A 26357-nucleotide genomic window follows, 5' to 3' on the forward strand; every position below is an offset into this window, starting at 1 on the left:
AATTACGTTCTCTTTTGTTTTTTAATTGGTTGTTCCGTTTTGGATAGGGCATCATTTTTTGTTTGCAACAAATGATTTGCCAATAGTTTTTCTATCAGTTCCTCTTTAGTCAAATGATGAAAAACCGTTTTTATTTTTTCTTTGAATTCTGGTGCAACATCATGATTGGGCTTGGTCTTAAAGATTTGCTTGGCCCACAATAATGTATTGTTTTCTTCGATGCTGGCAACGGTTGGTTTTTTAAATTCAACAAATTTTATTCCTAATTCCTTTTCAAAGTCAACTATTTCTACTACTTCTTCTGGTTGTAATACCGTTAAAGAAAGTCCCTTTGCTCCTGCTCTGGCCGTTCTTCCGCTACGATGCACATAGGCTTCATAAACATCCGGTAAATGATAATTAACAACATAAGAAATTTCTTTTACATCAATTCCTCTCGCTGCTAAATCAGTGGCTACTAGAATATTGATGTGTCCTTCACGGAATTGTTCCATGATTCTGTCCCGAATTCCTTGAGATAAGCTTCCGTGCAATGCGCCTGATGAAAAACGATTAATGGCCAAGTTTTTTGCTAATTTATTGACAGCAGCTTTTGTTTTGCAAAAAATAATACCGCGTTCGCCTTCCTTAGAATTCAAAAAATGCATCAAAACATCTAGTTTTTCAATAGGATCTACTACAATATACTGATGATCAATTCCTTGATTTCCTAGTGTTTCCATATTAGCACTAACATGTACTACATTTTTATTCAAGTAGTTTTGGACTAGCTGTTTTACAGTTCCTGGCATGGTTGCCGAGAATAAAAAAGTTTTATGGTTAGGCAGCTCAGCAATAATTTCGTCTAAACTTTCTTTTAATATTGTCACCATTTCATCGGCTTCATCCAGCACGAGGAATTTAGTTTCTTTTAAATTTATAGCTTTACGCTGAATCAAATCGATTAATCTTCCTGGAGTAGCCACAACAATATGTGTAGGTGATGACAATCTTTCGATTTGTGGCTTAATTGGAATACCTCCACACGTTGCTGCAATAGAAACTTCGGGTAGGAATTTAGCAAAAAATTCTAAATTTTTAAATATTTGTTGGCCTAATTCCCTTGTTGGTACAAGAATTATTGCTTGAACGACAGGAGAATTAATATCTATTAATTGTAAAATTGGTAATCCAAATGCGGCTGTTTTTCCAGTTCCAGTTTTAGCAAGCCCAACTAAATCCGTTGTATTGGATAGTAATAACGGAATTGTTTTTAGCTGAATTTCTGTTGGCACAACAATTTTTAATTCGGCTATCGCTTTGAGTATGGGTGCTGAAATTCCTAAATCAGAGAATTGTTTTGGCATTTTTTAGATTTTATAATTGTATAAAAAAAGTTGTTTTGTAAACGTAATATTTAGCCCCAATGGTCGCGACATCCTTTTCTTTTTTTCTTTAAGAAAAGAAAAGATACAGCAGACAGCGGGAAATGGCTCCTGAAAATAATTAATCGGCTTCGTTCATGATTTTCTCACGATATTTCTTTCCTATTAATAAGGTCATTTTTAGTTTGTAATCGTCTACCAACCACTCTCTGTAATTTTTACTGCATTGACTCAAACATTTAGAGTAGCGCTTGATGCGGCACTCAATATCATCTTCTAATTCACGCATCAATGCTTTTGCCTGTTGCAATTCTTCGGTATTATCTACGCACATGGCAGCATGCTGCTCTAAGGATTTTTCCAAAACTACTTTAGAACGTAAATTTTGCTTGATAATTAGTTTGTGTTCTTCATCGACATCAAAAGTTACTACAGCTGTTTTACTGAATTTAGCACGTAATTCAGGTGACATATTGTATTTAAAATACAATTCGATCTCTGTATCATCCCGTAAATTTTCTAGATAGAATTCAGGGGATTTAAAGATGTGTTGCCAGTTTACGGGCTCACTCCACAATCCAAACCGCGCTGCATTATTTCCTAAATCAATGACGTTAAAAGTATCTTTATTCGGTAATTTCCTTGAACCACGACCAATCATTTGATAATATAGTGTCAACGATTTTGTAGCTCTGTTTAAAATTATTGTTTCTACGGTAGGTTCGTCAAAACCGGTAGTAAGAATCCCAACTGATGTTAGTATCGCATCAGGAGTATGCTTAAACCAATGTAAAATATCTTTTCTTTCCTCGTTATTGCTGGTGTTATCCAAATGACGTACTGCATAACCAGCCTCTCGAAACGTTTCATAAACGTACAAAGACGTATTGATACCATTGTTGAAGATCAAGGTTTTCTTGCCTAACGATTTCTCAGTATACGCATGCAATAATTTTTCTTGCATGGCCATATTAGTGTATAAATCATCGGAAGATTTTACGGTGTAATCGCCATTTATACCTACTTTTAATGAAGTCAACCCCACATCATAGCTGTAAGTGACTGCTTTTGCTAAAAAACCATTTTCAATTAAGGAACTAATAGTATCCCCTACGATTAATTCATCGTAGCTTTCGTGCATTGGTAGTTTTATATTTGAACTTAAAGGGGTTGCAGTAACTCCTAATATAAATGCATTTTTAAAAGAACTTAATAATTTTCTAAATGAATTGTAGTGGGCCTCATCAATGATTACCAATCCTACATTATCCAAATGCAATTTTTCGTCATTGATACGATTTTTCAAGGTTTCAACCATGGCCACAAAGCAAGAATAGTCATTTTGGTCCGGAAGCTCTTTTACTTTACTGTTGATGATTTTGTTTTTCACATCAAAGCCCTTCAACATTTTTGAAGTTTGTTTACACAACTCAATCCTGTGTGTTAAAACAACCACTTTTTTATCGTGTTGCGATAAATAACGACGGACTATTTCTGAAAAGACTACTGTTTTACCACCGCCTGTAGGCAATTGATATAATAAATGGTGCTGCGGAGGTGCATTATCAATGCGCTCAAAGATGGCATCTATGTCGCCTTTTTGGTACGCATAAAGTTCTTTTTTGTCTTCGATTTCTATTTCTAAAGTGTTTTGGGACATTGCTTATTGTTGGATTTTTGCAAAAATACGCCTAAAAAACAGTTTATCTGTCAATTTTAATAAAAAAAAATAGGATTGAATAAATAAAATTGAATTATGTAACTATTCAATATTCAAACCGCTCTACAATTGCATTGAATTCGGGCTCATTGTACCATTTTTGTATAATAGTTTCTTGATGAACTGCAATTATTCGGGTTTTAAAATCGCTTACAATTCCATTTGCAATCAGGAAAACTACTGCCTGCTCAAAGGAGTTGAACATACTTTTAAAAAACAGTTCTTGTTTGATGGTGTTTTCGGATGAAAATGTTTGTGCGATTTCAATGTTATAGAGCATCACATCAGCTATTACAAAGGGATCTACTCCCAAAATAGTAAAATGCTTGATGTATTTTTGAGCAACTGAACGACGCATTTTTGGCTTACTACGCCTCCCCGATTTTTTCAGAGGATAATATTCGTTTGAAATCTTAAGCTTGCACTCCTTCAAAAGTGTTTCTTCCTTTGGATTAAAAACAAAATCATAATACACCTTTACCGGACTGAATTTTTCGTACAATTCGATAATTTGTTCCTCGAGTTGCTCTTTATTTAATTCTGCCAAGTATTTTTTTAAATCGCGTTTACTCATTATCAAAGTTTAAGAATACAAAAGTAATTTACTTTAGCAATCAATACCCCGTAAATCAATGATAATACTTAATTTTGACACAAATATATCAGCAAGCTCGCTTTTTCAAAACCTAATTTTTTACTTTTATCATCAAATTTAATTTCTATGCTTAAAATTTTCAAAATTGTTGCCATACTTGAAGGAGTTTCCTATTTGGCTTTATTTTCAAATATGCTTTTTATAAAACCTAGTAATTTACCTCTATATAAAACGTTACTTTACCCAATAGGAATGTCACATGGCGTTTTATTTGTGGCCTATGTTGCTTTAGCCATAGTGTTGAAATTTAAACAAAATTGGGATCTTAAAAAATTTGGAATCATCAGTATTGCTTCTATACTTCCTTTTGGAACTTTTTACGTAGAAAAGAAATACTTACAAAATGTATAAGTTTATAGAAAAAATATTCAATTTTTTATATCCCGTATTGCGGAAATGGGGGTTTGGAAGCAGTTTAGCTTCTTATTGCAGCTTGGTGATTAACATTGTTATTTTATGTATTCTAGCCTATGTAATTTATGTTATTTTTCGGCTTGTTTTGGTAACTATTATGGCGGTTATTGCTCAAAAAACCAAAACTAAATTTGATGATTTACTGGTCACAAACAAAACTGCAAAATACATTGCTCACTTAATTCCGTTATTATTCATTTATAAATCGGTTCCTATAATTCTGGAAAAATATGAATATTGGGAAGGTGTTTTTGGAAAACTAGTAGGCATTTATATTGTAATGCTAGTTTTATGGATTATTAGAACCATATTCAATGCCTTAAGAGATTATCTAAAGCTCAAGCCTCGTTACAGTGATAAACCTATAGATAGTTTTATTCAAGTTATCATGATTGTCCTCTGGGCTGTAGGAATTACAGTGATTATCTCTAAATTGTTTGATATAGATGAAAAAGAACTTCTAACTATATTAGGAGCTGTATCTGCTGTGATTATTTTGATTTTTAGAGATACCATTTTAGGTTTTGTATCGAGTGTACAGGTCTCTATCAATGATATGGTACGAATTGGCGACTGGATCACAATGGATAAGTTTGGTGCTGATGGAGATGTAATTGAAATCAATCTAGCTACCGTAAAAGTTCGAAATTTTGATAATACTACGACTACGATACCAACTTACAGCTTAAGTTCTGATTCATTTCAAAACTGGCGCGGTATGCTCAATTCTGATGGACGACGAATAAAAAGACACATTCTTATTAAAACGAGTAGTATTCGCTTTGTGGAAGAAACGGAATTAATGGAATTAAAGAAAATCCATCTTATATCGGATTATATTGATACTCGAAAATCAGAAATTGATGAATACAATAGTAGTCATAAAGTTGATAAATCCATTGCTATAAACGGTCGAAACCTCACAAATTTAGGATTGTTCCGAAAGTATATTACAGAATATTTATTTAATTATCCTGGGTTAAATAAAGACATGTTGATGCTTTGTCGTCAATTACAATCTACATCACATGGCGTCCCGCTTGAAGTTTATGCTTTTTCACATGACAAACGATTTGAAAATTATGAATACATCATGTCAGACATATTTGATCATATAATTGCTTCGGTAGGTTATTTTGATTTGGAAATTTTTGAAACGATTTCCGAAAATGAGTTACAGGTTTAATAGCAAGGTTAAAGTATTAATTAGAGAAATTTAATAGTATAGTGTTTTCAACCTCTTATAATGACAGTTATATTTTTTTTAAAAAAGATTATAGTTTTACAGGTATTACAGGTATAATTTTTTTAATTTTAAAGAAAAAATCATGAACGAACGCGATACTTTTTTAAAAGAATTCAGAGGCCAGAAAATTGGTACAGTTACCACTCAATCTACAACTGAAGAATCATTTCAAAATGAAGTACTTCGACCAATTTTAAAACTACAAAACGATTTATTTGTAGCTTCTTTTAAGAATTATATTAGTAAAAATAAACTTGATTTTTACAGCCACAGTGTTGATAAAAAATTATCTGTTGTAGAAAACACTATTCAAAAAGACATCAAATTTAGAAATACTTTAAAAGGAATGATTATTGGTTTATTTACAACTGATGAATATACTATTTATATAAAAAACTCTTCCAGCATCAATAAAAGAATGATGAGCATGCTCATTGAACGATTAAAAAGTCAAATTCAAATTTTTGAAATTTAAAAAATAGCTAAACCTATTTGTCTACCCTTTCTAAAAACAATCATTTAATAAACGATTAACGCTAAATTTTTAACCAACAATCTTATATTTATAAATTTAGAGATGTTAAAACATGCTTTTTTGTTGTTTATAATTTAAAAAAGACAGCCTTATTTATCAAATTTATGTCAATTAATATAAATTTAAGATTCGTATTATTTTTTATAATAAATTTTGTTTGAGTCCCACTATTTATGTTTTTTGTGCGACTTTTTTCACTATAATTGTTAAAAATAAGATTATGAAGGAAGAATATTTCAAATGGCATTCACCCAATCTAAATAGAGAAATTGAAATGTTGGTTTTTGGTCATGCAGGATATCCTGTGATTTTATTTCCTACTTCAATGGGTAGTTATCATGAAAATAAAGATATGGGATTGATTGACGCTGCAAAATGGTATTTGGAGCAAGGTTTAATCCAAATATTTTGTCCTGATAGTATTGACAAAGATAGTTTTTACAACAAACACATCCATCCGGTACATCGCATAGAAAATCACATTAGATATGACAAGATGATTTGTCATGAAATCGTTGAAAAAGTAAAGAATAATACCCCTTCACAAAAAGTCGTTATGGCGGGTTGTAGTTTTGGAGGCTACCATGCAGCAAATTTTTCTTTTAGACATCCGGGCTATGTAAGTCATCTGTTCTCGATGAGCGGTGCCTTTAATATTAAAAGTTTTATGGATGGTTTTCATAATGACGATGTATTTTACAACAGTCCCGAAGATTTTTTATATGGTCTAAATGATTCTGAATTATGGAACATGGATATTGTTTTGGGAACTTCTAATTGGGATATTTGTTTTGATGCCAATTTAAAATTAAGTAAAGTTCTGAGCGAAAGAAATGTACATCATTGGCTTGATATTCGTCAGGAACGAAAACACGATTGGCCGGTTTGGCAAGAAATGTTTCCTCATTATTTATCAAGAATTAAATTTTTTTAAAATTATAAACGAATCAGGATGAAAAAAATTGGAATTTTATTTGGAATGGAAGATACCTTTCCCCAAGCTTTTATTGACAGAGTTAATTCAAAAAATGAAAAAGGAATTAGTGCCGAAGCTGTTGCAGTAGACAAAGTAGTTCAAAATAAAGATGGTGAATATGCCGTGATTATCGACCGAATTTCACAAGATGTTCCTTTTTACCGTGCTTATTTAAAAAATGCTGCTTTGACAGGAACTAATGTAATTAACAACCCTTTTTGGTGGAGTGCTGATGATAAATTTTTTAATAATGCACTAGCAGATACCTTGGGAGTTCCGTTGCCTAACACGGTACTACTTCCTTCAGCAGAACATCCTACGGATACATCTGGAAAATCTTTTCGGAATTTAAAATACCCAATGGACTGGGAAGGAATCTTTGATTATATTGGATTTCCAGCCTATATGAAACCGTATGCCGGTGGTGGTTGGAAAAACGTTTATCGATTGGAAAACAAAGAAGAGTTTTGGGAAAAACATCAGGAAACTGGACAACTAGTAATGATGTTACAAGAAGAAATTATTTTTACGGAATATTTCAGAGTGTATTGTTTGGGCTGCAAAGCGGTTCGAATTATGCAATATGAACCAAGAAATCCACATCATTTACGTTATGTGATTGATGGGCCCCCGGTTGATAAAAAATTATTAGCCACTATAAAGGACTATACTTTGAGACTTTGTAAAGGATTGGGATATGACTTTAATACGGTTGAATTTGCTGTTCGAGACGGCATTCCATATGCTATAGATTTTGGAAACCCTGCACCAGATGCTGAATTGACCTCGGTAGGAGCTGAGAATTTTGAATGGGTGGTTGAGGAGGCTGCAAAAATGGCTATCGCTGCTGCAAAAAAACAAAAACCAGGTAAACTTAACTTGACTTGGGGAACTTTTATCAAAGATGCTGTAGCTGCAAAATAAAGAGTTAATTATAAATTGCCCTTACTTGGAATACTTTACTTAATTTTTATCGGGGTTCCATGAACGTCGTATGTGTAGAAAACCCTTTACAGCTCTGATTTTTTCAAGGTTTAGGAAAATTGAAACGAAAAGCAGGACACGAGCGAAACGAATTGACAAAGTAAATAGCTCATAAAAAAATAAATTAATGAAAAAACTACCTGTTTTTACACTTGGTGTTGAAGAAGAATATCAAATAATAGATCCTGAAACAAGAGATTTACGATCCCATTTATCAAAAATTGTAGATGGTGCCAAAATCATTTTGAATGAGCAAGTAAAAGCTGAAATGCACCAATCGGTGGTGGAAGTAGGAACCAATATTTGTAATAATGTAAGTGATGCTAAAAATGAGATTCGTTTTTTGCGTTCTAAAATTGTAGAATTAGCCGATAAACAAGATCTTATTGTAGGTGGTGCGGGAACGCATCCTTTTTCGAAATGGCAAGATCAACCTATAACGGACGACCCCAGATACCACGATATTGTGAATGAACTTCAGGATGCAGCACGTTCAAATCTAATTTTTGGGATGCATTGCCATGTCGGAATTGAAAACCGTGAAATTGGTTTGCAATTGATGAACCAAGCCACATATTTTCTTCCGCATATTTTTGCCCTTTCAACGAACTCTCCTTTTTGGGAAGGCAGAAAAACGGGTTATAAGTCCTTCAGAACTAAAGTTTTTGACAAGTTTCCACGAACAGGATTACCGGAATATTTTGATTCAGTGAGTTCATATGAGAATTATTTGGATACATTGGTAAAGACTAATTGTATCGATAATCCAAAGAAAATTTGGTGGGATTTACGTTTACATCCTTTTTATAATACTATCGAATTCAGAATTTGTGATATGTGTTTAACCGTTGATGAAACCATTTGTATAGTAGCAATTATTCAAGGAATTGTAGCTAAACTCTACAAATTGAATATGAATAATACCAGTTTCAATATTTACAGGTTGGCGCTGATAAAAGAAAATAAATTCCGCGCAGCACGTTATGGAATTGAAAATAATATGATTGATTTTGGATTACAAAAAGAAGTAGAAACCAAGATGCTTATTTTAGAATTACTCGATTTTATTGATGATGTAGTGGATGAATTGGGAAGTCGAGAAGACATAAACTATGTTCATGAAATTTTAAAAAATGGAACCGGAGCGGACAAACAATTAATCGTTTTTGAAGAGACAGGCGATCTTTCCAGAGTAGTAGACTTTATAACTGAGGAATTTACAAAGGGATTATAAAAATATAAATTATCTTTGTACATTGTTTTTTAAATATAGTTATGCCAAATAAAATTATAAAGATTGCACTTTTAGATATGTATAAAGGTGAACCCAATCAAGGGATGCGTTGTATAATAGATATTGTTAATCGATTTAGTCCACTGGTAAGTTTTGAAATATTTGATGTTCGGGTAAAGTGTGAACTGCCAGACATTAACAATTTTGATATTTACATTTCTACTGGTGGACCTGGAAATCCATTAATTGGTGATGGAAATTGGGATGTGAAATATTATGCATTTATTGATTCATTGAATAAATGGAATACGGAAAATACAATTAAAAAGCATGTTTTGTTTATTTGTCATTCTTTTCAAATGGCGTGTCTGCATTTTGGTTTAGCCACAGTGACTAAAAGAAATGATACTTCTTTTGGTGTAATGACTATTCATAAAACCAAAGAAGGCCTTACGGATCCTTTATTTGAAGGATTAGCTGATCCTTTTTATGGAATCGATTCGAGAGATTATCAAGTGGTACAGCCTAAACTCAGTATTTTTGCTAAAAAAGGAGCTACAATTATTTCTTTAGAAAAAATCAGGGATAATGTACAATACGAACGTGCAATTATGGCGGTTCGATTTACGGATTATTTTGTAGGGACCCAATTTCATCCAGAAGCTGATCCGATAAGCTTTGTTTCATATTTGAGAAACAAAGACGCCAAAGAGAAAATCAAAAATATGAAAGGGAAAAAAAAGTTTCGGAATATGCTGGAAGATTTATTGGATGATGATAAAATATATAAAACAAATGAAACTTTGATTCCAAATTTCCTGAGAATAGCAATTAATGACTTGATGAAAACTAAAAGAGTGCTTTCTAATTAATAAATTTATTTCGAGATGATGTCAAAATATCGGGAGTTGTTTAATACTCAATTTACAGAAAAAAAATATCAAGAATTCAAGGATGATATTGCTTCCGATTTTAATTATATGCCTACGTTTAGATTATGTGAAACACCCTTTTTTATTTCGAATGAATTAAAAGAACAATTGGTTGAAGGCTGTAATGAAGTTATAGCTTTTATTCAAAAAAAAGAATTTAAAGCACTTACAAATAAATCATTAGAGCTAAATTATAAAGTTCCAAATGAGGACGAACACACTACTTTTCTAGCAATAGATTTTGGAATTTGTGAGGAAGATGGAGCAATTATCCCAAAACTAATCGAAGTACAAGGATTCCCATCATTGTATAACTATCAGATTAATTTGTATGAAAAATTTAAAAATCAGTATCCTTTTCTCACTAACTTAACACCGTTTATTAATAATATGGAACCTCAGGAATATTTAGATATTCTGGAAGAAGCAATCTGCAATAAGCATGCAAAAGAAAATGTTATTCTACTCGAAATAGAACCCGAAAAACAAAATACCAAAATCGATTTTTATTACTGTAAACGAGATATTGGCATACCAATAGTTTGCGTTACAGAACTCACAAAGAAAGGCAAACAACTGTTTTATAAAAACGACAAAGGCGATGAAATCTTAGTAAAAAGAATTTATAACCGAGTTATTTTTGATGAACTGGATTTGCGAACCGATTTAAAGTTAAATTTTCATTTTTCTGATGATTTAGATGTAGAATGGGCTGGACATCCCAATTGGTTTTTTCGCATCAGTAAATTTATATTGCCTTTTCTTAAAGGTAAATATTGTATCGAAACTACTTTAGTGAGCGATTTAAAAGAAATTCCTAATGATTTAGAAAATTATGTGTTAAAACCCTTATTTTCTTTTTCAGGAACTGGTGTTGTTTTTCATGTTACCAAAGACGATATCGAATCTGTAGTTGATAAAGAACTTTATATCCTTCAAAAAAAGGTACATTATAAGCCTATTGTACAATCACCAGAGGGTAAAGTAAAAGCCGAAGTACGTGTTTTGTGCGTTTGGAAAAAAGAGGATGAAGCTCCTACTCTACTTTGTAATTTAGTCCGTTTAAGCCGAGGGGAAATGATTGGGGTAAAATTTAATAAAGACAAAGATTGGGTTGGCGGTACATTGGGATTATTTGAACGGTAAATACTTATTAGCGTAAATATTCCATAATAGAGCCATTCTTTAAATGCTTTAGAAACAAAATTTTGTTTCAATACTTTTTAGGTTTTATCAACCACAATTTTTTTTAGATTTTTCACCATACCTTTTGTTTTTTTTAATACCTATTTGCTTCATTTTTAGCTTCAACATTTATAAATGTTATTTGTAATTCATTTTTGAATAAATATTTAGGTATTATGTCATTTTAACGCATTGATAATATTACAAAAGGCTCTAAAAAATAAATTTGTAAGTAAAGTAGTGGCTAATTAGTATAAAAAACGTAGCTTTTAAAAAAAACAATGCTGTTTAATTTTTTTAAAACATTTATTTTTTCTTGTTTTCATAGATTACAGATACTGTTTAATGAATTTTTGAAAGTGATTCCCTTAATAATTTGAAAAATATGGAATTATTCAATAATTTAACATAAAAAAAATTAACCTGTTTTTTTTTTCTTTATTATTGTAAGGTTATAATAAATTAAGGATAATCAATAATTTTAATAATTAACAGATGAATAGAAGAGAAGCACTAAAAAGCGTTGCGTTTTTGATGGGAAGCGCAATCTCAGCAACGACTATGGGCGTTTTATTTGAAAGTTTTACTTTACCAGAAAAGGAAAAAAATCGAGTATCTTTTTCGGCTACTGACGAAGAAATTTTAGCTGAATTTGCGGATATCATTATACCAACAACTGCATCTTCTCCAGGAGCAAAAGCAGCAGGACTTGGTGCTTTTATTCCAATGATGATTAAAGATTGTTATCCTGCAAAAATGCAAGAAATTTTTGCTTCTGGACTGAAAGCAATGCAATATAAATGTTCGAAAGATTTCAACAAAGACTTTTTGTCTATGTCAGTTATAGAACGTCAGCAATTAATGACTTCTTTGAGGGATGAGACAATTGCTGCAGATAAGGCACCTTCTTTCTTTTTGATTGCTAGAGATTTGACAATTCTAGGTTATTTTTCTTCAGAAATAGGATGTACTCAAGCCCGTGAATACCTTCCCGTTCCGGGTAGATTTGATGGAAGCGCACCATATACTCCCGGTCAAAAAGCTTGGGCAACATAACTTATTTGAACTTCTGGAATTAAAATTATCTTTAAAAAATAAAAATACAACACGTGAATATAAATACCAATTTAAAAGAGGAAAACACATATGATGCTATTGTAATAGGATCAGGAATCAGTGGTGGTTGGGCAGCAAAAGAACTTACGGAGAAAGGTTTGAAAGTTTTGATGCTGGAACGAGGTATGAACATTGAACATATTACAGATTACGAATCAGCAATGAAGGCTCCTTGGGAGTTTGAACATGCAGGTAAACTCACAGAAGAACAAAAAAGAACACATCCGGTTCAAACACGGGATTATCCATACAATGAAGCTACTGAAAAATGGTGGGTAGATGATTTAGAATGCCCCTATACTGAAGACAAACGTTTTGACTGGTACAGAGGATTTCATGTTGGAGGAAAGTCTTTGATGTGGGGTCGTCAAAGTTACCGATTTAGTGATCACAATTTTGAAGATAACGCTAAAGATGGTTATGGTAATGACTGGCCTATCCGTTATAAAGACCTTACCAAATGGTATGATTATGTAGAAAAATTTGCTGGAATTAGTGGTCAAGCTGAAAACTGGCCTCTTTTACCAGACGGAAAATTCTTGCCTCCAATGGATTTGAACTGTGTCGAAAAATCGGTCAAAGAAAGAATGGAGAAACATTACAACAGAACCCGTATTCTTACTATTGGTCGTACAGCAAACCTAACAGTGCCTCACAAAGGACGTGGCAGCTGTCAATATAGAAATTTATGCAGTCGTGGTTGTCCGTTTGGTGCTTATTTCAGTACGCAATCTTCGACTTTACCAGCTGCAATGGCAACCAATAGACTAACGGTAAGACCCTACTCTATTGTGAATCATATCATTTATGACAAAGACACCAAAAAAGCAAAAGGGGTTATGGTGATAGATGCAGAAACAAATGAAACTATGGAGTTTTATGCTAAAATTGTTTTTGTAAATGGTTCTACTTTAGGTTCTACATTTATTTTATTGAATTCAACGTCAGAAGCGCATCCAGAAGGAATGGGTAATGCCAGTGGACAATTAGGACATAATTTAATGGACCATCACTTTCGTTGTGGTGCTGAAGGAACTGCAGAAGGTTTTGAAGATAAATATACTTACGGAAGAAGAGCTAATGGTATTTATATTCCTAGATACCAAAATGTAGGTGCTGATAAAAGAGATTATTTGAGAGGTTTTGGATATCAAGGAGGCGCTAGCAGAGGATTATGGCATAAGGAAGTTGCTGAATTAGCTTTCGGTGGCGATTTTAAAGACAGCATGTCACTTCCTGCAGATTCATGGAGTATGGGATTAGGGGGCTTTGGAGAAATGTTACCATATTATGAAAATAAGGTTTATATCGATCACAACAAAAAAGATAAATGGGGACAACCTGTTTTGGCTATTGATTGTGAGTATAAAGAGAATGAAGCTAAAATGCGCGAGGACATGATGAATGATGCTGCCGAAATGTTGGAAGCATCCGGAATCAAAAATGTAAAAACCTATGATAATGACTGCTATCCTGGTATGGCTATTCACGAAATGGGAACTGCCAGAATGGGAAATGATCCTAAAAACTCCGTTTTAAATAAATGGAATCAAATGCATGAAGTAAGTAACGTATTTGTTACTGATGGTTCTTGTATGCCATCAATCGCCTGTCAAAATCCCTCATTGACATTTATGGCATTAACAGCACGTGCCTGTGATTATGCGGTCAAACAATTAAAAAAAGGAAATATATAGGTTCATCAGTATGAGAAAATTAAGAATGGGTATGGTAGGTGGTGGTCAAGATGCCTTTATAGGTGCTATTCACCGTTTAGCCGCCAATATGGATGGCCTAATTGAATTGAAATGCGGGGCATTAAGTATTAGACCCGAAATAGCTATTGCATCAGGAAAAGCATTGTTTCTTCCCGAATCAAGAACGTATTTAACGTATAATGAAATGATTAAAGCTGAAGCAGCCTTACCTGCTGACGAAAGAATCGATTTTGTCACGATTGTTACTCCAAACTTTGCTCATTTTGCACCTGCAATGATGGCTTTGGATTATGGCTTTAACGTTGTAATCGAAAAACCGATGACTTTTTCATTGGAAGAAGCAAAACTATTGAAACAAAAAGTAGAAGAAACAGGATTAATTCTTTGTTTAACTCATACTTATTCAGGTTATCCAATGGTGAAACAAGCGAAAGCAATGGTTAAAGAAGGAAAACTAGGTAAGATTAGAAAAGTTTGGGTAGAGTATCCGCAAGGGTGGTTGAGTAAACTATCCGAAAGAGAAGGTAATGCGCAAGCGGCTTGGAGAACAGATCCGACTAAATCAGGTAAAAGTTCCGTAATGGGTGACATTGGAACGCATGCAGCACATCTAGCTGAATATATTACCGGTGCTAAAATTACCGATGTTTGTGCGGAATTGAATACATTAGTTGAAGGCCGCATAATGGATGATGACGGAGCGGTGCTATTGAAGTTTGATAACGGTGCAAAAGGTGTTTTGATGGCATCACAAGTAGCCGCAGGTGAAGAAAATGCTTTGCGAATTAGAATCTACGGTGAAAAGGGAGGTATCGAATGGTTCCAACATGATCCAAACACTTTAATAGTAAGATGGTTGGATGAGCCAACTCAAATTTTGAGAGCCGGAAGTAATTACGGTGCGCATTTATCTTCATTTGCTACTCATAATTGCAGAACACCAGGAGGTCATCCAGAAGGTTATTTAGAAGCTTTTGCAAATATCTATCGAAATTTTGCCTTAACACTTGGTTGTAAATTAGAAGATAAAGAGCCAACACCTGAAATGTTAGACTTTCCTTCTGTTGAAGATGGGATTAGAGGAATGGCTTTTATTGATAACGTAGTGGCATCATCACAATCGGATGTAAAATGGACGCCATTCGTTTTATAAAAATAGCAATTCATAAAAGTTTAGACAAAATTATAATATGACTACAATACAAGGTCCCGCAGTATTTTTAGCCCAGTTCATTAGTGACAAAGCTCCTTTTAATTCCTTAGATGGGATTTGTAAGTGGGCAGTTGATTTGGGTTTTAAAGGTATTCAAATGCCAACATTAGATACCCGTTTTATAGATTTACAAAAAGCAGCAGAAAGTAAAACCTATGCGGAAGAACTTAAAGGCACAATTGCTTCTTACGGTTTAGAAATTACAGAATTATCTACTCATCTACAAGGTCAGTTAGTAGCTGTTCATCCAGCGTATGATGATTTTTTTGATGCTTTTGCTCCAGTAAACGTCCATGGAAATTCAAAAGCCAGACAAGAATGGGCTGTTCAACAATTAAAATATGCAGCTAAAGCATCCCAAAATTTAGGTTTAAATGCTCATGCCACCTTTAGTGGTTCTTTACTTTGGCAATATTTTCATCCTTGGCCTCAACGGCCACCGGGCTTAGTCGAAGATGGTTTTGCAGAGTTAGCCAAACGCTGGTTGCCAATTTTAAATGAATTTGATCAAAATGGGGTCGATCTTTGTTATGAAATACATCCCGGAGAAGATTTATTTGACGGAGAGACTTATGAAATGTTTTTGAAGGCGGTGAATAATCATTCCAGAGCGTGTTTGTTATATGACCCATCACATTTTGTATTACAACAGTTAGACTACATTCAATACATTGATTTTTATCATGAACGAATAAAAGCATTTCATGTAAAAGATGCTGAATTCAATCCAACAGGCAAACAAGGAACTTTTGGAGGGTATCAAAGCTGGATAAACCGTGCAGGTCGTTATCGTTCTCCTGGAGATGGTCAAATTGATTTTAAAACTATTTTTAGCAAACTAGCACAATATGATTATAAAGGTTGGGCCGTTATGGAATGGGAATGTTGCATTAAAAACCAAGAAGATGGCGCACGTGAAGGTGCTCAATTTATAAAAAATCATATTATAAAAGTTACTGATAAAGCATTTGATGATTTTGCTGCCGTAGAGACCAACCAAGCTTTTAATAGAAAAAACTTAGGATTATAAAACTTAAATACTGTAAAATGAAACTTAAATATTTATTTTTTGGGGTTGCATTAATTGGCTTAACCTCATTCACTAGTGATAATTTAGATACTAACTATATAAAAGCGACTAAAGTATCCAAGACCATGGAACAAATTTCCGATGGGGAAAAATTAATAGCTAAATCTGATTGTGTGGGATGTCACAAAATGGATAAGAAACTCATAGGTCCCTCCTATTTAGATATTGCAAAAAAATATCCTCTCAACGACAAAAATATTAATTATTTATCCGGTAAAATAATTAAAGGTGGGTCTGGAGTTTGGGGAGCAATTCCTATGTCTGCGCATGCATCTCTAAAAAAAGATGATGCAAAATCAATGTCAAAATATATTTTAACTTTAAAAAAATAATCTTGATGTGTGTATGTCTTTTAACGAAAGTATAAAGATACCTCCTGTATTACCCCATTTTATTCCTACTAACTAACCATATTCAAATGAAAGAAAAAGAAGAAGCAAATAAAATTACAAATAACCGTCGTGATTTTATAAAAACTACTGCGATAGCTGCAGCTGCATTTATGATTGTTCCTCGTCATGTTTTAGGAAGAGGATTTATTGCTCCCAGTGATCGTTTATCAATTGCTAGTATAGGTGTTGGTGGAAAAGGAAAGTCAGATATAGCAATGTTTGCCAGCAGTGGGAAAGCCGATATTTCATTTTTATGTGATGTTGATGTTAGAAGAGCAGCTTCTAGTGTAAATGCATTTCCTAAAGCTAAATTTTATACCGATTGGCGCGAAATGTTAGATAAAGAGCATAAAAACTTCGATGCCGTTTCTGTATCGACTCCTGATCATAACCATGCTATTCAGGCTCTAGCAGCAATGCAGTTAGGAAAGCATGTGTATGTACAAAAACCAATGGCTCATGATATTTACGAAGCTCGTATTTTGACTCAAGCTGCCAAAAAGTATAAGGTGGTAACCCAAATGGGAAACCAAGGTGCCTCAAACGATGGTACCCGAATCATGAAAGAATGGTATGAAGCGGGTTTAATAGGTGATGTTCACACTATTCATGCTTGGACAGACCGTCCAGTTTGGCCGCAAGGTATTCCTTGGTCAGCCAATAAAGCAGCTATTCCTAAAGAATTAGATTGGGATTTGTGGTTGGGAACGGCTCCTTATAAAGAATATGTAAATAAATTAGTCCCTTTTAACTGGCGCGGATGGTGGGATTACGGAACAGGTGCCTTAGGAGATATGGGTTGTCACCTACTGGAAGCTCCATTTAGTGTATTAAACCTTAAATATGCTAAAGATGTTCAGTGTAGTGTTGGTTCGGTGTATGTAGACGAATTTCAAAGAGGCTATTTTCCTGAGAGTTGTCCACCTTCAAGTCACGTAACGTTAACATTTCCAAAAACAGAAAAAACAAATGGTGATATTGCAGTACACTGGATGGATGGAGGAATTCAACCGGAAAGACCTTCTGAATTAGGGTCAAATGAAATTTTTGGAGATGGTGGAAATGGAACACTATTCACTGGTACAAAAGGGAAAATGATGTGTGATACCTATGGATTAAATCCTCGTTTGCTTCCTCTTAGCAAAAATGAAAATCTAAAAGTTGCTCAAAAATATGCCCGTGTAAAAGATGGTGCTGATGGGCATTACAAGCAATGGATTGAAGCTTCTATAGCTGGTTATGGAAAAAAAGAACTTAGCTCTCCTTTCGAAATTGCAGGTCCATTAACGGAAGCTTTGTTAATGGCAAATTTAGCAATTAGAGGATATGATATTAAGCGAGATGAGCTTGGTGAAGAGGTATATCCTGGACGCTCTGCAAAATTATTGTGGGATAATGACAAAATGAGAATTACGAATTTTGATGAAGTAAATCAATTTGTAAAACGAGAATATCGTCAAGGCTGGAAAGCGTTAACGTTATAATCCACCTTTCAATTAATAAATATTAAAAAACAAAAAAATGATTAAAAATATTTGTACTTCATTAATACTTATCATAATGACTCAAACGACTAATGCTCAAGCAGTTTTACCTAAAGGTTTTAAATCGATATTTGATGGTAAAACTACAACAGGATGGCATTCTTATGGAAAAGCGGTTGCTGGTTCAGCATGGAAAGTAGAAGAAGGTGTGTTGCATTTTGATCCTACAGCTTCAAAAGAAGGTCAAGGTGGGGATTTAGTAACCGACTTAGAATACACAAATTTTCATTTGAAATTAGAATGGAAAGTTGCTGCTAAATCAAACAGCGGAGTTATTTTCTATGTAAACGAGGATTTAACAAAATTCAAAAACACTTATGAAACCGGTCTAGAAATGCAAGTATTGGATAATGACGGTCATCCTGATGGGAAAATTGAAAAACACCGAGCAGGAGATTTATATGATTTAATCAAAAGTTCTTCAGAACCTGTAAAAGCAGTCGGGGAATGGAATTCGGTAGATATTGTATGTAAATTCGGAAAGCTAACCCTGTTATTGAATGGAGTAAAAATTGTTGAAACAACCCTTTGGGATGCTAATTTTAAAACTTTGGTTGCAGGAAGTAAATTTGCAACATGGCCAGGTTTTGCAGGTTTCAAAAAAGGCAAAATTGCATTACAAGACCATGGTGACAATGTTTGGTTTAGAAACATTATGATAAAAGAATGGAATTCGATGAATATAACCACAGGCTGCGAAAACGGAATGTAATTCAAACCACTTAGTAACTAAAATAGTAACTACCAAAATAACTAACCAAAAAAAATAATGAATACCACTATTCGAATTAAATTATCTATCATGATGTTCCTAGAATTTTTTATCTGGGGCGCATGGTTTGTAACTCTGGGTACGTTTCTGGGGAATAATCTAAAAGCATCAGGATCAGAAACTGCTGCAATTTTTTCAACACAATCATGGGGCGCAATTATTGCACCTTTTATTATAGGATTAATTGCTGACCGTTATTTTAATGCCGAAAAAATTTTAGGAATACTTCATCTTATCGGTGCATTTTTAATGTATCAAATGTATCAGTCGGAAGAGGTTGGAATGTTTTATACTTACGTTCTGAGTTATATGATTTTATACATGCCCACTTTAGCATTAGTCAATTCAGTTTCTTTCAATCAAATGAAAGATCCGGAGAAAGAATTTGCTAATATTAGAGTTTGGGGAACAATTGGCTGGATTTTAGCAGGATTGTCTATTAGCTTTATATTTCATTGGGATACTGCGGAAGCAATTTCTGAAGGATTTCTTAAAAACACATTCCTTTTAGCAGGAATAGCCGCTTTAGTTTTAGGTATATTCAGTTTTTCTTTACCAAAAACACCACCAAAAGTAAGTGACGAAAAAATAAAAATTGGAGATATTATAGGTCTTGATGCTTTAAAGTTACTGAAAGATAAAAACTTCGCCATCTTTTTTATCTCATCAATCCTTATTTGCATTCCGTTAGCTTTTTATTATCAAAATGCACATCCTTTTTTAACAGAATCAGGAGTTGAAAATCCTACAGGAAAAATGGCAATTGGTCAAATATCGGAGGCCTTATTTTTATTATTGATTCCTGTATTTTTCACTCGTTTTGGTTTCAAGAAAACCATTTTAGTTGGGATGTTAGCATGGGCAATTCGTTATGTCTTATTTGCGTATGGTAATGGAGGTGATTTAAGTTTCATGCTAATTATAGGTATTGCTTTACACGGTATTTGTTATGATTTCTTTTTTGTTTCTGGTCAAATTTACACCAATTCAAAAGCAGGAGAAAAATACAAAAGTGCTGCTCAAGGCTTAATTACTTTAGCGACTTACGGTGTTGGTATGTTGATTGGTTTTGCTGTTGCGGGTTGGATAACAGATAATTATAAAATGTTAGACGGAGCAATAAATTGGGAAATGGTTTGGATTATTCCTGCTGGAATTGCTTTGGCAGTATTCTTACTTTTTGCTCTTTTATTCAATGAAAAAAACAAAGTAGAAGAAAGATCTTCTGCAGCATAAAAATAAAAAATGAGTACGAATCTAAATAGAAGATCTGCCATAAAAGGAATATTAGCCGGAACTGCTGCTATGGGAATTCCTTCTGGATTTTCTGCTTTGGCAATGCCAAAAAATGAAACAGAAATACAATTGGGTAAATTGAAAGGTACTATAAATCACTCCGTTTCTCGGTGGTGTTTTAATGACATAGATTTAGATACTCTTTGCATCGAATCCAAAAAGATGGGGATTACCGGGATTGATCTAGTGGGTCCTAAAGATTGGCCTACGTTGAAGAAATATGATCTTGTTTCTACCATGTGCAACGGTGCAGAGATTAATTTAGTGGATGGTTTTAATGATATTAAATTCCACGAAACGCTTTTAAAAAACTACACTGATATGATTCCGCTTGTAGCAAAAGCAGGGTATAAAAATCTAATTTGTTTTAGCGGAAGCCGAAGAGGAATAACAGATGAAGAAGGTTGGAATAATTGTATTATTGGTTTGCAAAAACTAATTCCACTGGCTCAAAAGCATAATGTAATTCTAGTAATGGAATTACTAAACAGCAAGATTGATCATAAAGATTACCAATGTGATAGAACATCATGGGGAGTAGAATTGGCAAAACGCTTAAATTCTGAAAACTTTAAACTTTTGTATGATATTTACCACATGCAAATTGACGAAGGTGATGTGATTAGAAACATTAGAGACAACCATCAATATATTGCACATTTTCATACCGCGGGCGTTCCTGGCCGAAATGAAATTGATGATACTCAGGAACTAAATTATTCTGCAATAATGAAAGCAATTGCAAAAACTGGTTTTAAAGGTTATGTAGGACAAGAATTTGTACCTAAAAACCCAGACAAACTCGCTTCTTTGAAACAGGCTATTGCAATTTGTGATATTTAACTAATCTAAAAAATAACCCATGATAAAAAGAAGAGAATTTTTAATTAATGCTGGTTTAGCATTAGGCGCATTAGCTATTGCTCCTTCATTTGCTTTTGACTTAAAAAAGAGAGCCATTGGGATTCAATTATGGACACTACGGGATACATTACCTAAAGATGTTAAAGGAGTTTTAGCTCAAGTAGGAAAAGCTGGATTTACAGAAGTAGAAACTTTTGGTTATTCGGTAGACAAAGGCTTTTTTGGAACTTCAGTAAAGGATTTTAAATCAATGCTAAATGATAACGCTTTAAAAGCTACTAGCAATCATTTCGATTTTAACGCTATGATTAAAGATGGCTCAACTGATATTGTAAAATCCTATATTGAAACAGCCAATCATTTAGGAAGTGAATATGTAACAGTTCCTTATATAATTTCAGAATTGCGTGGAAAAAGTGGTGATGATTACAAAAAACTAGCTTTACAAATAAATAAAGTTGGAGAGCTTTGCAAAGCTGGAGGTTTAAAATTAGCCTATCACAATCATGATTTTGAATTCACAAAATTTGGGTCTACGAATGGTTATGAGATTTTATTAAATGAAACGGATAAAAATCTAGTTGATTTTGAAATGGATTTGTACTGGGTCGTTCGTTCTGGAAATGATCCGTTGCAATTATTCAAAAAATATCCCGGACGTTTCTCTATGTGGCATGTAAAAGATATGGATAAAGTTAATCCCGATTGGAATGCCGAAATAGGAACTGGAACAATTGATTTCAAATCGATTTTTGCACAATCTGAACTTGCAGGAATGAAACGTTTCTTTTTGGAACACGAATCCAACTATAAACCAAATCCAATAGAATCGGCCGTAACCAGTCTTAACTACATTAAGAAAAACTTAATCTAAATATTTTTAAATAAAAAAAAAGGGATATTAAAGTATCCCTTTTTTATTACTACTCTTCTATAATTTGAAAGTAACATTTTATTTTTTAAAAAAAATGAAAATATTTATGAAATTAGGAATTATATTGTTGTTAGTACTCCGTAATATTAAAACTGGCTACATAAAAGTTTTTGTCTACTTGTAATTTTAAATTTTCAGTATTTGATGGAGTATTCTTCCATTCCGTTTCTGGTTGTAGCAATTCTTCTTTTCCATTCAGCGTTACTTTTACTGGCATATTAAAACCAGTTACACAATTTGTCCAGCGATAACCCACTTGATTGTCCTTGAAAAAATATTCTAATGTTGGAATTCTGGTATCTCTTAAATACTGATTAAAAACTGTTGATAAATCGATTCCAACTTGATGACTTAAATAATCTTCAATTTGTTTTGTAGTAACAGTTTGGTGATAAAATGTACTGTTTAAACCTCTTAATATATCTCTCCATTTTTCATCATTATTAACAATTTGGCGTAAAGTATGCAACATATTACCTCCTTTTGGATACATATCTCCTGAACCTTCGCTGTTTACCCCATAGTTCCCTATAATCGGCTTATCATTGTTTATTCCCTTTCTGGTCCCTCGGATATATTCAAATCCAGCATCTTTCCCATAATAATATTCTACAAATAGACTTTCTGAATAGTTTGTAAAACTCTCGTGAATCCACATATCGGCAATATCTTTATAGGTGATGTTGTTGGCAAACCACTCATGCCCTGATTCATGAATAATAATAAAATCAAATTTTAATCCCCAACCCGTTCCACTCAAATCCCTTCCTTTATAGCCGTTTTGAAAACCATTTCCGTAGGTTACGCTACTTTGATGTTCCATTCCTAAATACGGCGCTTCAACCAATTTATAACTGTCTTCATAAAATGGATACGGTCCAAACCAATGTTCGAAAGCTTTTAGCATCCTTGGAACATCTTGAAAATGTTTTTTTGCTTTAGCCAAATTGTCTCTCAAAACATAATAACTACAATCTAAATTTCCTTTTTCTCCTTTATATTTTTCTGAAAACGAAACATAATCTCCTATGTTTATATTTACACCATAGTTATTGATAGGATTTGACACATACCAATTATAGGTTTTTGTCCCGTCTTTGAGCTGTTTAATACTTAACAAACGACCATTGGAAACATCCGTCAAATTTTTTGGAACATTTACACTGATGAGCATATTATCCACTTCGTCATACATATGATCTTTGTTTGGCCACCAGACACTGGCTCCTAAACCTTGACAGGAAGAAGCAATAAAAGGATTCCCATTATTGTCTTTTTTCCAAGTGATTCCTCCATCCCAAGGTGGATTTACTGCAATTTTTGGTTTTCCTCCATAAAAAACCGTTAACTCTTTTATCGCTCCTTTTGATTGAGGGGCAATTAATTCAATAAAGAAAGCATTTCCTTCTCTTCCGTATTTTAAAACTGTACCATCCTGAATGACTTTATAAATTTCCATAGGATTTTGTAAGTCAATTTGCATACTGTTGTAGTCTTGCAGCACTTGATATTTTATGGTATTTGAACCTATAATTGTACTGTCAGCGGGATTAACTTTTATATCAAGATGATAATTTTTTACATCCCACCATGCTCTTTCTTTAGTAATACTACCTCGTAAAGTATCTTGTCGGGTAAATATTTCCTCTTTTTTATCCATTAGACCTTGGGCATTACTCCCATTAAATATGATAAGCGATATAAAAATAATACGTAACTGTTTTTTCATGACAAATTCCTTTTGAACAAATATAACGTCTAAATTTATTTTCCAGGATAGATTTGTATAAATTCTTGCAGTAATTTATTTTCTTTTCCTCTTATTTCCATTATCACTTTATTGTTTTTAAAATCAAATTTTAATATACCAAAATTTATATCTTTGATAACTTCTCCTTTTACATAAGGATTTTCTTCGCCAGAAAATGAAGTGTAGGTGTGCGTCAATCCACTCGAGGTAAAATCTACTAACGGATAGGATAAACCCGTAACATTTTTTGAAGAAAAAGTGGCTATATGGCGGTCTCCAGAAAGTATAAAAGTACCTTTTGCTTTAGTGGAAACAATCAATTTTTCCAGTTTGTCCACTTCATGTGGATAATTTCCCCAAGTTTCAAAACCATGTTTATTTGATAAGAATTGAATGCTACTGATAATCACATTAAACTGGGCTTCAGAATTTTCAAGTTCTTTTTGTAACCATTCCCACTGGGCTTGGCCTAAAATAGTTCCTTCTCCATATTTATTAGGTTGAAAACGTTTTTTTGAATCGGTGGCTTTAGTCAATGCTGTTCTAAAAAAACGGGAATCCAATACAATAACTTTTATTTTATTCCCATTTACAACAATAGTTTTAGTATTGTAAACGCCATCTCTCGTTCGCTCAGGAGCATATTTTGAAGTATCTAAAAAATCCAATAGCAACTGTTGACTTTGTCTTTTAAAAGGATATTCTTGACCGCCATCATTAGCACCATAATCATGATCATCCCATGTTCCTAATACGATTTTGTCTTCAATGAACTTGAGATAATCAGCATCTTGTTTTTGAATTTCATAATTTCTTTTTAGAAAACTCATATCCTCGGTATCAGAATATACATTATCACCTCCCCAAATCCAAACTGACGGATTATTGTAATCTATGGCGGTCCACAGTTCATTTTTAATTTTTTGATTGTCACAAGAACCAAAAGCAATGGTATAATATTCATTTTCTATGTTTTTTTGGGATTGAATTAAATTTGTAGTGTCGTAAGTTTTACAACTAAAAAATCCTAAAAAACTAAAAATAAGGAATGTCTTTTTCATGGGAAGTGGAGATAGAAATTATTATTTATATCGAATATTTTAGCGAAGGTATAACAAGCTAAAAAATCTTAAGTTTAAGAAACCATTAAAAAAGCGATTATCTCTATTGAAATAATCGCTTTTTTTAACCTCTAATATTGTGTTTTAATGAAGATTGGTTACTTTTATTTGCTCTGCAACAGCAGTAAAATCAGTAGTAAACCGATTTCCATAATCTTCTAATAAGTCTAAAATTCGGTCCTGCTTATCTGATTTTAAAATTAGCCCCGCGTGATATTCCAAGGGTACTTTGAAACACACTTCCGGATCTGAAAACGAAGATAAATTAGGATGCTGGAATTTTGATAAAGTTAAAACAATGCCGGCATATCCTTTTTTAACCTTTGGCAAAATATATTTAGTCCCTTTAACCAATGCGTCTTCAATGGTCGCCCATTCTTTCCATAAGTTAATATTAGATGCTTCAGCCACCATTTCTGCTAGATGGGCACCGCCTACTCTTGATGATGTTTCTAAAAAATATATTTTGCCATCTTCATTGCTTTTTATGAATTCAGTATGTGCTGCTCCATGTTTTAATCCAAAGCCTTTCATCACCTGTTCATTTAGTTTTCTTATTGCTTTGTCTTCTTCTGAATTGTATTTTATGGTAGCCGATCGGAAAACGCCACCACCTTGAGAAATTTCCAATGGTGTCGCTAAATATTTTGAAGTCAAACTAAATATCACTTTACTATCGGTTAGTAAACTATCACAATGATATACAGCACCAGGTTTAAATTGTTCTAATAAATATTTGAATCTATTATTCCCCATTTCGTTGATATGGATCCATAAACTCTCTTTATCATAAACCTTTATAATTCCTGTTGCCGAAGCTTCGGATCGTGGTTTCAATACCCATGGGGCATCAATTGTATTTGCAAAAGTATTGATGTCATGATCATTAAATAGCGAACAAAAGGCAGGAATAGGTATGCCACAACTTTTGGCTCTCATGCGCATCGCTAATTTATCTCTAAAATAACGCCCGGTAGTTTGTCCCATTCCGTCAATACGCAGGTTCTCTCTTAGATAAGTAGCCTTTTCTACATCATAATCATCAAGAGCAATAATTGCATCAATTTTAGTAGATTTCATAAAATTTCCAACACCCAATAACAAATGTTCTAAGTTCCAATCGACATCCTGCCCTTCCATATAAAAAATTTCATCAATATATTGATGTGGCCATGGCTTATCTCTAAGTTTTTCACTTGTCACTAAATAAACTTTGTTGCCTAATTTTTTTAAATTAATTAAAAAATCGGCACCCTTGAAATAATTTGAAATACAAAGAAAGGTTTTAGAGTTTTCCATAGG

Annotated in this window: 24 protein-coding genes; 18 read left to right on the forward strand and 6 right to left on the reverse strand. The window is 33.3% G+C overall.

Annotated features, from left to right (window positions below):
• Positions 1–2 precede the first annotated feature (2 nt).
• The 3 genes from AC0608_RS08305 to AC0608_RS08315 form a co-directional block, all read right to left on the reverse strand.
• Entirely contained in the window at positions 3–1346 is a 1344-nt protein-coding gene (locus AC0608_RS08305; protein WP_417960019.1) for a DEAD/DEAH box helicase, read from the reverse strand.
• 139 nt (positions 1347–1485) lie between these two features.
• Positions 1486–3024 (reverse strand): DEAD/DEAH box helicase, encoded by a 1539-nt coding sequence (locus AC0608_RS08310; protein WP_478288746.1) that lies wholly within the window; start codon positions 3022–3024, stop codon positions 1486–1488.
• Positions 3025–3130: 106 nt separating this feature from the next.
• Positions 3131–3658, reverse strand: a complete 528-nt coding sequence (locus AC0608_RS08315; protein ID WP_478288747.1) for a DUF6155 family protein — start codon at positions 3656–3658, stop codon at positions 3131–3133.
• A 147-nt stretch (positions 3659–3805) separates the two neighbouring features.
• Here AC0608_RS08315 and AC0608_RS08320 point away from each other — a divergent pair, with 147 nt between their 5' ends.
• The 18 genes from AC0608_RS08320 to AC0608_RS08405 all read left to right on the forward strand — a co-directional run bounded on the left by AC0608_RS08320 (position 3806) and on the right by AC0608_RS08405 (position 22124).
• Positions 3806–4090, forward strand: a complete 285-nt coding sequence (locus tag AC0608_RS08320) for a DUF3817 domain-containing protein (RefSeq protein ID WP_417960022.1) — start codon at positions 3806–3808, stop codon at positions 4088–4090.
• On the forward strand, positions 4083–5339 hold the full coding sequence (locus tag AC0608_RS08325; protein ID WP_417960023.1) for a mechanosensitive ion channel family protein: 1257 nt from the start codon (positions 4083–4085) through the stop codon (positions 5337–5339). Before AC0608_RS08320 ends, AC0608_RS08325 begins: the two co-directional genes overlap by 8 nt.
• Positions 5340–5481: 142 nt before the next feature.
• Positions 5482–5874 (forward strand): glyoxalase, encoded by a 393-nt coding sequence (locus tag AC0608_RS08330; RefSeq protein WP_478288748.1) that lies wholly within the window; start codon positions 5482–5484, stop codon positions 5872–5874.
• Positions 5875–6154: 280 nt separating this feature from the next.
• Positions 6155–6868 carry an esterase family protein gene (locus AC0608_RS08335; protein ID WP_478288749.1) on the forward strand — a complete coding sequence of 238 codons (714 nt, stop codon included), beginning with the start codon at positions 6155–6157 and terminating at the stop codon, positions 6866–6868.
• An 18-nt stretch (positions 6869–6886) separates the two neighbouring features.
• Positions 6887–7834: an ATP-grasp domain-containing protein gene (locus AC0608_RS08340; RefSeq protein ID WP_417960026.1), complete on the forward strand. Its 948-nt coding sequence runs from the start codon at positions 6887–6889 to the stop codon at positions 7832–7834.
• A 187-nt stretch (positions 7835–8021) separates the two neighbouring features.
• A complete protein-coding gene (locus AC0608_RS08345) occupies positions 8022–9128 on the forward strand; it encodes a carboxylate-amine ligase (RefSeq protein WP_417960027.1) in 1107 nt (368 codons plus the stop codon).
• 41 nt (positions 9129–9169) lie between these two features.
• Positions 9170–10000 (forward strand): type 1 glutamine amidotransferase, encoded by an 831-nt coding sequence (locus AC0608_RS08350; RefSeq protein ID WP_417960028.1) that lies wholly within the window; start codon positions 9170–9172, stop codon positions 9998–10000.
• 15 nt (positions 10001–10015) lie between these two features.
• The gene (locus tag AC0608_RS08355; protein ID WP_417960029.1) at positions 10016–11206 is read left to right on the forward strand and encodes a hypothetical protein; all 1191 of its coding nucleotides are present in this window, start codon (positions 10016–10018) and stop codon (positions 11204–11206) included.
• A gap of 534 nt (positions 11207–11740) precedes the next feature.
• Positions 11741–12301, forward strand: a complete 561-nt coding sequence (locus AC0608_RS08360) for a gluconate 2-dehydrogenase subunit 3 family protein (protein ID WP_417960030.1) — start codon at positions 11741–11743, stop codon at positions 12299–12301.
• 53 nt (positions 12302–12354) lie between these two features.
• Entirely contained in the window at positions 12355–14058 is a 1704-nt protein-coding gene (locus AC0608_RS08365) for a GMC oxidoreductase (protein ID WP_417960031.1), read from the forward strand.
• A gap of 10 nt (positions 14059–14068) precedes the next feature.
• Complete coding sequence (locus AC0608_RS08370) at positions 14069–15232, forward strand: Gfo/Idh/MocA family protein (protein WP_478288750.1); 1164 nt, start codon at positions 14069–14071, stop codon at positions 15230–15232.
• Between the two features lie 37 nt (positions 15233–15269).
• The gene (locus AC0608_RS08375; RefSeq protein WP_417960033.1) at positions 15270–16322 is read left to right on the forward strand and encodes a sugar phosphate isomerase/epimerase family protein; all 1053 of its coding nucleotides are present in this window, start codon (positions 15270–15272) and stop codon (positions 16320–16322) included.
• A gap of 17 nt (positions 16323–16339) precedes the next feature.
• Positions 16340–16714, forward strand: coding sequence for a c-type cytochrome (locus AC0608_RS08380; RefSeq protein WP_417960034.1), 375 nt, complete (start codon positions 16340–16342; stop codon positions 16712–16714).
• Positions 16715–16800: 86 nt separating this feature from the next.
• Complete coding sequence (locus tag AC0608_RS08385) at positions 16801–18258, forward strand: Gfo/Idh/MocA family protein (RefSeq protein ID WP_478288751.1); 1458 nt, start codon at positions 16801–16803, stop codon at positions 18256–18258.
• 37 nt (positions 18259–18295) lie between these two features.
• Positions 18296–19030, forward strand: coding sequence for a 3-keto-disaccharide hydrolase (locus tag AC0608_RS08390; protein WP_478288752.1), 735 nt, complete (start codon positions 18296–18298; stop codon positions 19028–19030).
• 57 nt (positions 19031–19087) lie between these two features.
• A complete protein-coding gene (locus tag AC0608_RS08395; protein ID WP_478288753.1) occupies positions 19088–20326 on the forward strand; it encodes a nucleoside permease in 1239 nt (412 codons plus the stop codon).
• Between the two features lie 9 nt (positions 20327–20335).
• A complete protein-coding gene (locus AC0608_RS08400) occupies positions 20336–21229 on the forward strand; it encodes a hydroxypyruvate isomerase family protein (protein ID WP_478288754.1) in 894 nt (297 codons plus the stop codon).
• A gap of 19 nt (positions 21230–21248) precedes the next feature.
• On the forward strand, positions 21249–22124 hold the full coding sequence (locus AC0608_RS08405) for a sugar phosphate isomerase/epimerase family protein (protein ID WP_417960039.1): 876 nt from the start codon (positions 21249–21251) through the stop codon (positions 22122–22124).
• Positions 22125–22254: 130 nt separating this feature from the next.
• Here the strand turns inward: AC0608_RS08405 and AC0608_RS08410 are convergent, their stop codons facing one another.
• From AC0608_RS08410 to AC0608_RS08420, 3 genes are all read right to left on the reverse strand, one after another.
• On the reverse strand, positions 22255–23913 hold the full coding sequence (locus AC0608_RS08410; protein WP_478288755.1) for a M1 family metallopeptidase: 1659 nt from the start codon (positions 23911–23913) through the stop codon (positions 22255–22257).
• A gap of 35 nt (positions 23914–23948) precedes the next feature.
• Positions 23949–24995, reverse strand: coding sequence for an alkaline phosphatase D family protein (locus AC0608_RS08415; protein ID WP_478288756.1), 1047 nt, complete (start codon positions 24993–24995; stop codon positions 23949–23951).
• 144 nt (positions 24996–25139) lie between these two features.
• The gene (locus AC0608_RS08420; protein ID WP_478288757.1) at positions 25140–26354 is read right to left on the reverse strand and encodes an ATP-grasp domain-containing protein; all 1215 of its coding nucleotides are present in this window, start codon (positions 26352–26354) and stop codon (positions 25140–25142) included.
• Between the last annotated feature and the right edge of the window lie 3 nt (positions 26355–26357).

Source organism: Flavobacterium sp. GNP008, from assembly GCF_056428965.1.

What these genes read in the sequence shown, in the direction of transcription:
- AC0608_RS08305 (WP_417960019.1), bottom strand. Translation starts at nt 1,346, where the DNA reads ATGCCAAAACAATTCTCTGATTTAGGAATTTCAGCACCCATACTCAAA.
- AC0608_RS08310 (WP_478288746.1), bottom strand. Translation starts at nt 3,024, where the DNA reads ATGTCCCAAAACACTTTAGAAATAGAAATCGAAGACAAAAAAGAACTT.
- AC0608_RS08315 (WP_478288747.1), bottom strand. Translation starts at nt 3,658, where the DNA reads ATGAGTAAACGCGATTTAAAAAAATACTTGGCAGAATTAAATAAAGAG.
- AC0608_RS08320 (WP_417960022.1), top strand. Translation starts at nt 3,806, where the DNA reads ATGCTTAAAATTTTCAAAATTGTTGCCATACTTGAAGGAGTTTCCTAT.
- AC0608_RS08325 (WP_417960023.1), top strand. Translation starts at nt 4,083, where the DNA reads ATGTATAAGTTTATAGAAAAAATATTCAATTTTTTATATCCCGTATTG.
- AC0608_RS08330 (WP_478288748.1), top strand. Translation starts at nt 5,482, where the DNA reads ATGAACGAACGCGATACTTTTTTAAAAGAATTCAGAGGCCAGAAAATT.
- AC0608_RS08335 (WP_478288749.1), top strand. Translation starts at nt 6,155, where the DNA reads ATGAAGGAAGAATATTTCAAATGGCATTCACCCAATCTAAATAGAGAA.
- AC0608_RS08340 (WP_417960026.1), top strand. Translation starts at nt 6,887, where the DNA reads ATGAAAAAAATTGGAATTTTATTTGGAATGGAAGATACCTTTCCCCAA.
- AC0608_RS08345 (WP_417960027.1), top strand. Translation starts at nt 8,022, where the DNA reads ATGAAAAAACTACCTGTTTTTACACTTGGTGTTGAAGAAGAATATCAA.
- AC0608_RS08350 (WP_417960028.1), top strand. Translation starts at nt 9,170, where the DNA reads ATGCCAAATAAAATTATAAAGATTGCACTTTTAGATATGTATAAAGGT.
- AC0608_RS08355 (WP_417960029.1), top strand. Translation starts at nt 10,016, where the DNA reads ATGATGTCAAAATATCGGGAGTTGTTTAATACTCAATTTACAGAAAAA.
- AC0608_RS08360 (WP_417960030.1), top strand. Translation starts at nt 11,741, where the DNA reads ATGAATAGAAGAGAAGCACTAAAAAGCGTTGCGTTTTTGATGGGAAGC.
- AC0608_RS08370 (WP_478288750.1), top strand. Translation starts at nt 14,069, where the DNA reads ATGAGAAAATTAAGAATGGGTATGGTAGGTGGTGGTCAAGATGCCTTT.
- AC0608_RS08375 (WP_417960033.1), top strand. Translation starts at nt 15,270, where the DNA reads ATGACTACAATACAAGGTCCCGCAGTATTTTTAGCCCAGTTCATTAGT.
- AC0608_RS08380 (WP_417960034.1), top strand. Translation starts at nt 16,340, where the DNA reads ATGAAACTTAAATATTTATTTTTTGGGGTTGCATTAATTGGCTTAACC.
- AC0608_RS08385 (WP_478288751.1), top strand. Translation starts at nt 16,801, where the DNA reads ATGAAAGAAAAAGAAGAAGCAAATAAAATTACAAATAACCGTCGTGAT.
- AC0608_RS08390 (WP_478288752.1), top strand. Translation starts at nt 18,296, where the DNA reads ATGATTAAAAATATTTGTACTTCATTAATACTTATCATAATGACTCAA.
- AC0608_RS08395 (WP_478288753.1), top strand. Translation starts at nt 19,088, where the DNA reads ATGAATACCACTATTCGAATTAAATTATCTATCATGATGTTCCTAGAA.
- AC0608_RS08400 (WP_478288754.1), top strand. Translation starts at nt 20,336, where the DNA reads ATGAGTACGAATCTAAATAGAAGATCTGCCATAAAAGGAATATTAGCC.
- AC0608_RS08405 (WP_417960039.1), top strand. Translation starts at nt 21,249, where the DNA reads ATGATAAAAAGAAGAGAATTTTTAATTAATGCTGGTTTAGCATTAGGC.
- AC0608_RS08410 (WP_478288755.1), bottom strand. Translation starts at nt 23,913, where the DNA reads ATGAAAAAACAGTTACGTATTATTTTTATATCGCTTATCATATTTAAT.
- AC0608_RS08415 (WP_478288756.1), bottom strand. Translation starts at nt 24,995, where the DNA reads ATGAAAAAGACATTCCTTATTTTTAGTTTTTTAGGATTTTTTAGTTGT.
- AC0608_RS08420 (WP_478288757.1), bottom strand. Translation starts at nt 26,354, where the DNA reads ATGGAAAACTCTAAAACCTTTCTTTGTATTTCAAATTATTTCAAGGGT.